The sequence below is a fragment of the Thermoleophilum album genome (genome assembly GCF_900108055.1).
Lineage (GTDB): Bacteria > Actinomycetota > Thermoleophilia > Solirubrobacterales > Thermoleophilaceae > Thermoleophilum > Thermoleophilum album.
Window position 1 is genome coordinate 897,116 of the sequence record NZ_FNWJ01000002.1, and the last position, 7,679, is coordinate 904,794.

A 7,679-nucleotide genomic window follows, 5' to 3' on the forward strand; every position below is an offset into this window, starting at 1 on the left:
AATGGCCCGGATCGTCGAGGCAACACGCGAGCTCGAGCAGCCCGAGCGCCCTGCCATCGGCTGGGACGGGCGCACCTTGCGCGCGATGTTGGAGGAGTCGGAGCGGCTGCTGCGTGAGACCGGTCACTACTGGGGTGTCGAGCGACTGAAGCTCAAGGAAGAAGATCCGATCGGCTACGAGAAGCTGTTCTCGCGGGTGCGCGGCGGCCTCGTTTCGGCGCGGGAAACAGCGCTCAACATCTCGGCCTCGCCGATCGTCCGCGAGCTGGGCGAGCTGTGCTTCGCGCTCTACACGCCCGAGGGCGATTCGATCGCCCTGTCGACGGGGATCATCGTGCACGTCCACACGATGTCGGACGCGATCAAGTTCATGATTCGCAACGGCTGGGAGGACAACCCGGGCATCCGTCCGGGCGACATCTTCGCCAACAACGATCCGACGATCGGCGACGTCCACAACGCCGACGTGCAGACGATCGTCCCGATCTTCTGGGACGGCGAGCTAATCGCCTGGGCGGGGGGCGTAACGCACGTGCTCGACATCGGCGCGTCGACGCCGGGTGGTGTGCCGGTGGGCCCGACCACCCGCCTGCACGACGGCATCGACCTGCCGTGCATGAAGGTCGGCGAGAACGACGAGTTGTTCTCTTGGCACCTGCTGCGCGGACAAAAGCGCAGCCGCGCACCGATCTACTACCTGCTCGACGAGCGCACGCGACTGGCCGGCTGTCACATGATCCGTGACGCCGTCGAGCGCTTGCTCACCGAGGTCGGACCGGACCGCTTCAAGCAGTTCATGCGCGAGGTGATTGAGGAGGGTCGACGCTCGTTCAAGGCACGCATCCGCGAGATGACCGTGCCCGGCCGTTACCGCTCACCGGCCTTCTTCGACATCACCTTCGCCGACAAGCAGCAGCTGCCCGCGCACGCCCGCCGCGACTTCATGATGCACTCGCCGTTCGAGGTGCGAATCGGCGAGGACGGCGTCTACGAGCTCGACATGGACGGCTCGTCGGCGTGGGGATACCACTCGATGAACTGCACGCCGTCGGCGATGCAGGGCGCAATTTGGGTGCAGTTCACGCAAACGTTGATCTGCAACGACAAGGTCAACGACGGCGCCTACTTCGCAATCCGCTCGAACTTCCCCGAGGGCACGATCGCGAACCTTGGCGACGCCGATGGCTCGACCGGCATCGCCTGGGCTTTCCTGCAGCCCGCCTTCACCGGCTTCCCGCGGACGCTTTCGCGCGCGCTGCAAGCGCGCGGCTTCGTGGAGGAGGTGATCGGCGCCTACTCCTGCTCGGGCAACGTCATCCAGGGCGGGGGCATCGACCAGTACGGGCAGTCGTCGGCGATCATGAACTTCGAGATCGCCGCTCAAGGCATGGGCGCCAAGTGCGTCCTCGACGGCACCGACTTCGCCGCCGCGATGTTCAACCCGGAGGGCGACATGGGCGACGTCGAGGCGTGGGAGCTGATCTCGCCGATGATCTACCTCTGCCGCCGGGTGAAGGCGAACACCGCCGGACCGGGGCGCCACCGCGGCGGCTCGAGCTTCGAATCGCTTTTGCTGATCTGGAACACGCCGTTCTGGGAGCTCCAGAACCTCGGTACTACGCGGGTCTTCTACGCCAGCGGGTTGTTCGGTGGCTACCCCGGGTCTTGCGCCTACGTGCACAACTTGCACGGCCCCGACCTGCTCGAGCGGGCGCGCCGCGGCGAGGCGTACCCGGTGGCCGACGGCAGCTTCGACGAGCCGGCGTTGTTGGCGATCGACTGCGCAGCGCGCGAGCTCAAACAGGACAACTTCACAACGCTCTCGCCGTTCGCCCCGGGCGACCTCTACTTGTCGGTGATGAAGGGCGCGGCGGGTCTCGGCGATCCGCTTCTGCGAACCCCAAGTGCGGTCGCCGAGGACGTCCGCGAAGGTCACCTCTTGCCGGCCTACGCTCGTTCGATCTACGGCGTCGTGCTGGGTGAAGACGGCGAGCCCGAGGAAGCTGCGACGCTTGCCGAGCGCCAACGAATTCGCGACGAGCGCCGCCGTCGTGCGCGTCCCGTTTCGGAGTGGTGGCGGGATGAGCGCGAACGGGTCCTGCGCCAGGACGCGATCGAGCCGATCCGCGTTATGTACGCGGAGGTGATGCGCCTCTCACCGCGTTGGGCGGCGGAGTACCGGGGTTTTTGGGATCTGCCGGAGGACTTCGCCTGGCAGGCCCCGACGCCAACGGTTCCGGTCGCCGAGGCGGCGCCCGGGAAGATCACGCCGGAGGCCGCTGCCGACGCCTTCCTTGCCAGCTCACGCTGCTGGCGCCCGCCGGACGATGCCAGCAATGAGCTGGTCGGCGGTCAGTTGGATCGCGAGACCTTCGCGGCCCTGGTCGAGGAGCGCCTGTCGCGCGAGGAGGTGCGGCGGATCCAGTCGGGCTTCAAGGACCGTGACCGCTTCGACAAGTGGCTCGCCTACCTGCAGGAGCGGGTCGCGTGGGCGGACCCGATCGTTCTACCGGTCGGTGAGGGGCTGTTCGTGGTGCGCCGCCTGAGCGACGGCGAGCTGGTGATCCGCTGCGAGTGCGGTCACGACTTCTGCCCCTTCAACCGCAACTGGAAGATGCAGGCGCTGATCTACGTCCGCAACGATCACGAGAGTCTGGGCGAGATCTACCCGCGTTTCGCGCGCTGTGATCCCGAGTGGATGGAGCTGCGCGAGCTGATCTGTCCAGGCTGCGCGCGGCTGCTCGAGGTCGAGGCGGCGCCGCCCGGATACCCGCTAGTCCACGACTTCTTGCCCGACATCGAGGGCTTCTACCGAGGCTGGCTCGGTCGCGATCTGCCGCTCGAGCGTCGCTAGCACGCGCGAGAAGAAGAAGCGCAGGAACGGCCGGCCACCAAGAAGCAGCAAGAGCGCGTCGAGCGGCGACGCCGAGAGCACCTGCGCGCTGAGTCGCACCCGTGCTCCCCGCGCGGACGGCTCGATCTGCCAGCGCACGGCGGCCTTCGTGCGTTTGCCGGTCTCCGCCCTGCCGGCCACGAGTCGCTGCGGTTCGAGCTGTTCGAGGTTCGTGGCGAACGTCTTGCGAATACCGAGCGGGCCATGCACCCGGATTACGCCACCAACGGCGCGGCCGTCCGCACTGCGCTCGAACCGGAGCACCTCGACCAGCGGACCGGCGAGTTCCCAATGGTTGCCGAGGTCCGCGAGGAAGGCGAAGACGTCAGCCGGCGCAACCGGTAGCTCCCGCTCTGCGGAGATCAACTCTCGCCCCGCCACGTCAGCTCTCGCCCTGCTGCGTCAGCTCTCGCCCTGCCACGTCCCCGCCAAAGGTTAGGCGGCCGTCGCTTGCCCCTTGTGCCGATCGCCGGTGGCGCCGTAGCATCACTGGCGATGGGGGGCAGGGGCGCGCTGCGGAGGCTGCGTGTGTCGGTGCTGGCCGCGCTGGCGGTGGCCACGCTCGTTTTGGCGAGCCCGGGCGCTGCTCTCGGCCGCGCCCGCTACGTGGCGCTCGGCGACTCCTACTCGTCGGGAACGGGCACCGGCAACTACTTCGACCGCCAGTGTTTGCGCAGCGAACAGGCGTATCCGGCGGTTGTGGCAAGCGCCCGCGGCGACCTCGACTTGGTGTTCGAGGCTTGCTCGGGAGCGACCACCGACGACCTGTTGCGTGAGCAGCTCGACGGCCTGAACGCCGAGACTCGCTGGGTCACGGTCACGATCGGCGGCAACGACATCGGTTTCGCAGACATCGTCGTCGCTTGTGCGAGCGCGAGTCTGGCCGGCAACTGCGAGCAAGAGATCGCGGAGGGGGAGCGCAAGGCACGAGACGAGCTTCCCGCCAAACTCGATCGGACCTACCGCGCGATCCGTGAACGAGCACCTAACGCGCGGGTGCTGGTGTTGGGTTACCCGCGCCTGTTCCAGGATCGCGGGCGGCCCCCGAACTGCACCGGCGGGGCGCTCTTCACTCCAGAGCGGATCGAGCGCCTAAACCGCGGCGCGGAGATGCTCCGCGACATCATCCGCGCCCGTGTAGAGGCAGCCGGTCCCGGCTTCTACTTCCTCGACGCGATCCCGGTGTTCGAGGGGCACGAGGTGTGCAGCCCGAACCCCTGGATCAACGGCGTGATGACGGAGATCGTGAGCAGCTACCACCCCAACCGCTTCGGCCACTTCTCGGGGTATGGACGGATGGTGCTCGACGCGATGGAGCGGATCCCGCGCGCCGAGCGAACGGCGTCACCGGGCGGCGGGCAGGGCCTCGACGCGCGCAGCGGGGGCGGTAGCGTGCGGGCGCTGCGCGGCTGCCCGGTCGCCGCCCGCGCTGCCTTCACCGCCGCCGGGATCGGGCGCTTCCGGCTAGGGACCGCGGCGCGCACGCTCGAGCGCCTGGTGGGCGCGCCGCAGGCACGCTCGCGCGCGGTGTGGACGTGGTGTGTGCGCGGTGGCGGGGCGGTCACCGTGCAGCTGCGGCGCGGACGCGTGATTGCCGTCTTTAGCAACGCGCGAGGCCACTCGTATCGAGGACTGGCGGTCGGACGGCCGGTGACGGCGGCGAGGCAGCGGCGTCTCGGCCTTGCCCGCCGCGGCCCCTACCTCGTGGCTCGCGACGGTGTGTTCGTGCGCGTGCGCAGCGGTCGAGTCGCGTACGTCGCGGTGGCGTCCGCCACTGGGCGCAGGCAGGCGCGGTAGGACGGTGCCTAGGCAAAAGCGCGCAATCGCGTTGGCGTGCCTGGGCAACTTTGCCAGACGCCCGGAAAGCGGTTGCACGGCGACCGCTGGTGGTTATCACCAATGGCTCGGTCCAAGCGCCCGAGCAGCTCTACTGGCACGCCGCGCAGACACTTGCCCAGCACGGTTATGTGGTCTTGACGTGGGATCCGCAGGGCCAGGGTCGTTCCGACGCCTTCGGTAGCGGTGAGACGCTGCTGCGGGGAGTGCCCGCGCAGCAGCCCGCGAATTTCGTGGAGGGCACGGAAGACGCTCTCGACTTCGCCCTTTCGACGCCGGAGCGCCCGTACACGCCGCGGGGCCCGGGCGCGGCACGCCAACGCGAGCTGGTGGCCGCTGGGCGTTCACCGAAGAACAACCCGCTGCACGTCCTTGTCGACGCGTCGCGGGTCGGCATCGCCGGTCATTCGCTGGGGGCGTTCGCGGTTTCGCAGATTTCCTCGAGCGACCCGCGCGTCGACGCGGTGATGGCGTGGGACAACCTCCAACCACCCTCCCCTCCCCTCAAGCCGCGGGTGCCGGCGCTCGGAATCTCGAACGACTACGGCCTCGTGGTAACACCGTTCACCAGCGATCCCGACCCCGAGGCGCGAAACCGGGCGTTCGCGGCCTACAAGCAAGCTGGGGTCGACGCCATGCAGGTGAATATCCGGGGCGGCACGCACTACGAGTCGTCTTACATCCCCGACCCCGCGTTCCCCGCGACGCTGCGCGGCATCGATCTCGTCGACTGGTACACGCTCGCCTGGTTCGACCGTTACGTGAAGGGTGAACCGCGTGCGATTAAACGGATTTTGAGCGACCGCTGGCGCGCCGATGCGAAGGCGGCAAGCGTCGACCCGAGCGGCGACGGCAACCTCTTCTCCTTCTACTTCCGCTCACCGGTCGCGATCACCACCCCCCGGGGACGCTTCGAGTGCAGCGATCTGCGCGGTGGTTGTGAGGGTCGCCTGGTCCCAAGATCCGGCGACGGCTTCCCGGAGGACTGGTCGTTCCTGAAGGAACGGCTCGGTCCGAGCGGTGGCGCGGAGGATGACATCGGCGGGCCGGCAGGACAGCCCGTCGGCCGCGGCAAGGCCGAATCTCCGAAGGCACACAAGCGCGCGCGGCGCGCGCGGCGTCAGGCTTTGGCGGTCGGCGCGATCGCGCATCTCGAGGGGCAGGTCCTCACGCTTCGCCTAATTTGCTTCGCTCCGCGTGATACGCGCTGTCGGCTGCCCGGGAGCCTCGCCTTGACCTTGCGCCTGGGCCGCGCCATCACCGGCGCGCGGATCGCCCGCCAGACGGTACCGGGAGGGTCGACGCGGCGTGTGCGAGTGCCTTTGGCGCGAGCCGCCGCGCGCGCTCTGGCACGGCGTCGGGCGCGCGCGGTTGTTTACGAGCTGCGCTCGCGCGGACGGAAGCTGGCGGCGGGCGAACTCCTGATCTTGCCCGTGAGCAAGCATCGCTGAACCGCGCACTAAGGCGCTGGCACCGCTGGAGAGCGGACGACGGGGATCGAACCCGCGACCTTCGGCTTGGGAAGCCGTGATCGCGTTTTCGGCCGTTTCTGGCCGGTCCGCGTTTTCCCTGCTAATCCGGGATTTCCAGGATTCGGCCGCTCGCTCCGTTTGCGGCCGTTTCCGGACGTTCTGTTGACCCGGCGTTGACCCGGAGCGGCTCAAGCGGGTCACCGAGGTCGCCGTCGAGCAGGTGCACGTACGTGTCGAGCGTGAAGCTCGGAGAATGGTGGCCGAGCCACCGCTGCACCTGCACGACGTTCCGGCCCTGGGCGAACAGGCGGGACGCTACCGTGTGGCGGAAGGTGTGGAAGCCGGCCCACTCGACCCCGGCCTCCGCGCACGCCGGCGAGAGGACCCGCTCGTAGAGGTTGTCGGGGTCGAGGATGGTGCCGGCCTTCGAGGGGAACACGAGCGCGTCGGGGCGGTCCGCAGGGCACGTAGCCGGTCCGCGAGGTCGAGCGGGATCGGCAGGTCGCGGCGCGCGTGGCGGGACTTCAGCGGGCCGATCACGAGGCCCTCCCCTCGCCGTCTCCGCACCCGCTGGCGGACCTTCACGTAGGGGCGGTCCCCGTCGAGGTCGAGGTGCCGGCCCTCGAACGCGAGCAGCTCGGAGCGGCGCACGCCGGTCGCGGCGAGCAACTCGAACAGGAGCCGGTAGTCGGGGTGCACGAGCGAGACGACGAGCTCCATCGTCTCCACCGTCTCCCCGCCGATCTCGACGCGCGGGAAGGGCCGCGCCCGCTCCTCGTCATCTTGGACGCGGGGGCGGTGTGGCAACGTCGCTCCGCTCGCGGGGTTGTGGTCGATCAACCCCTCACGTCGCGCCGTCGCGAGGCAGGCGAACAGCGGCTTGCAGGCGTTGTGGACCGACGAGTCCGACAGCGTGCCCCCGCGGCGGCTGGGCTGCTTCACCAACCAGCCGATGTAGTCGGCGATGTCCCGCGGCGTGATGTCGGACAGCCGCACGTCCTCGCCGAAGTACCGGAGCGCGAACCTCTCGAGCAGGCGGCGCCACTCGTCGCGCGTCTCCTCGCGGAAGCCGCGTCGGCCGGTGCCTTGATACCGCTCGACCCACTCGCGGGCGTACTCGTGCAACGTCGGCTCGGCGCGCTCACGCTCGACGCGCTCGCGCTCACACTCAGGACATTCGTCCCTCGGCGCGTCACGGTGTAGGCCGGCTGCGTGCCCTTTCGCGAGCTTCGCCCGACGCTCCGCCGCCGCCTTGCCCTCCCGTGCCTCGGCGAAGGTGGCGAAGGTCTGCATCGTCGGGCGGGGGACCACGTACGGGCAGTCGCAGCGCCCCTTTCGGTCGCACTCCTTCCGATGCCGGCGGAAGATGCCGGGCGTGCCGGTCCGCTCGAGCTTCCCCGCCACGTCACGCCCCCTCGGCTAGCTCGGGGGTGGCGAGCGTCCCTGCTCGCCTCACGCCCCCTCCCTGAGAGCTTCCG

At 69.1% G+C, this 7,679-nt stretch carries 6 protein-coding genes; 3 read left to right on the forward strand and 3 right to left on the reverse strand.

Going from position 1 to position 7,679, the window contains the following annotated elements; genetic code table 11:
• Position 1: 1 nt before the first annotated feature.
• Positions 2–2,854, forward strand: a complete 2,853-nt coding sequence (locus tag BLW41_RS10345; RefSeq protein ID WP_177169481.1) for a hydantoinase B/oxoprolinase family protein — start codon at positions 2–4, stop codon at positions 2,852–2,854.
• Here BLW41_RS10345 and BLW41_RS10350 read toward each other — a convergent pair.
• The gene (locus BLW41_RS10350) at positions 2,774–3,274 is read right to left on the reverse strand and encodes an SRPBCC family protein (protein ID WP_093118800.1); all 501 of its coding nucleotides are present in this window, start codon (positions 3,272–3,274) and stop codon (positions 2,774–2,776) included. The genes BLW41_RS10345 and BLW41_RS10350 overlap by 81 nt on opposite strands.
• Before the next feature lie 114 nt (positions 3,275–3,388).
• Between BLW41_RS10350 and BLW41_RS10355 the strand changes: the two genes are divergently transcribed.
• Positions 3,389–4,690 (forward strand): SGNH/GDSL hydrolase family protein, encoded by a 1,302-nt coding sequence (locus BLW41_RS10355; protein ID WP_093118802.1) that lies wholly within the window; start codon positions 3,389–3,391, stop codon positions 4,688–4,690.
• Positions 4,691–4,779: 89 nt separating this feature from the next.
• On the forward strand, positions 4,780–6,180 hold the full coding sequence (locus tag BLW41_RS10360) for an alpha/beta hydrolase family protein (RefSeq protein WP_143038706.1): 1,401 nt from the start codon (positions 4,780–4,782) through the stop codon (positions 6,178–6,180).
• Between the two features lie 121 nt (positions 6,181–6,301).
• Here the strand turns inward: BLW41_RS10360 and BLW41_RS11315 are convergent, their stop codons facing one another.
• Positions 6,302–6,616, reverse strand: a complete 315-nt coding sequence (locus BLW41_RS11315) for a tyrosine-type recombinase/integrase (protein ID WP_245689071.1) — start codon at positions 6,614–6,616, stop codon at positions 6,302–6,304.
• Positions 6,517–7,605: a site-specific integrase gene (locus tag BLW41_RS11025; RefSeq protein WP_177169482.1), complete on the reverse strand. Its 1,089-nt coding sequence runs from the start codon at positions 7,603–7,605 to the stop codon at positions 6,517–6,519. The genes BLW41_RS11315 and BLW41_RS11025 overlap by 100 nt, the downstream gene beginning before the upstream one ends.
• Between the last annotated feature and the right edge of the window lie 74 nt (positions 7,606–7,679).

Excerpts from the sequence above, each read along its gene's own strand:
- BLW41_RS10345 (WP_177169481.1), top strand. The coding sequence starts at position 2 with ATGGCCCGGATCGTCGAGGCAACACGCGAGCTCGAGCAGCCCGAGCGC.
- BLW41_RS10355 (WP_093118802.1), top strand. The coding sequence starts at position 3,389 with ATGGGGGGCAGGGGCGCGCTGCGGAGGCTGCGTGTGTCGGTGCTGGCC.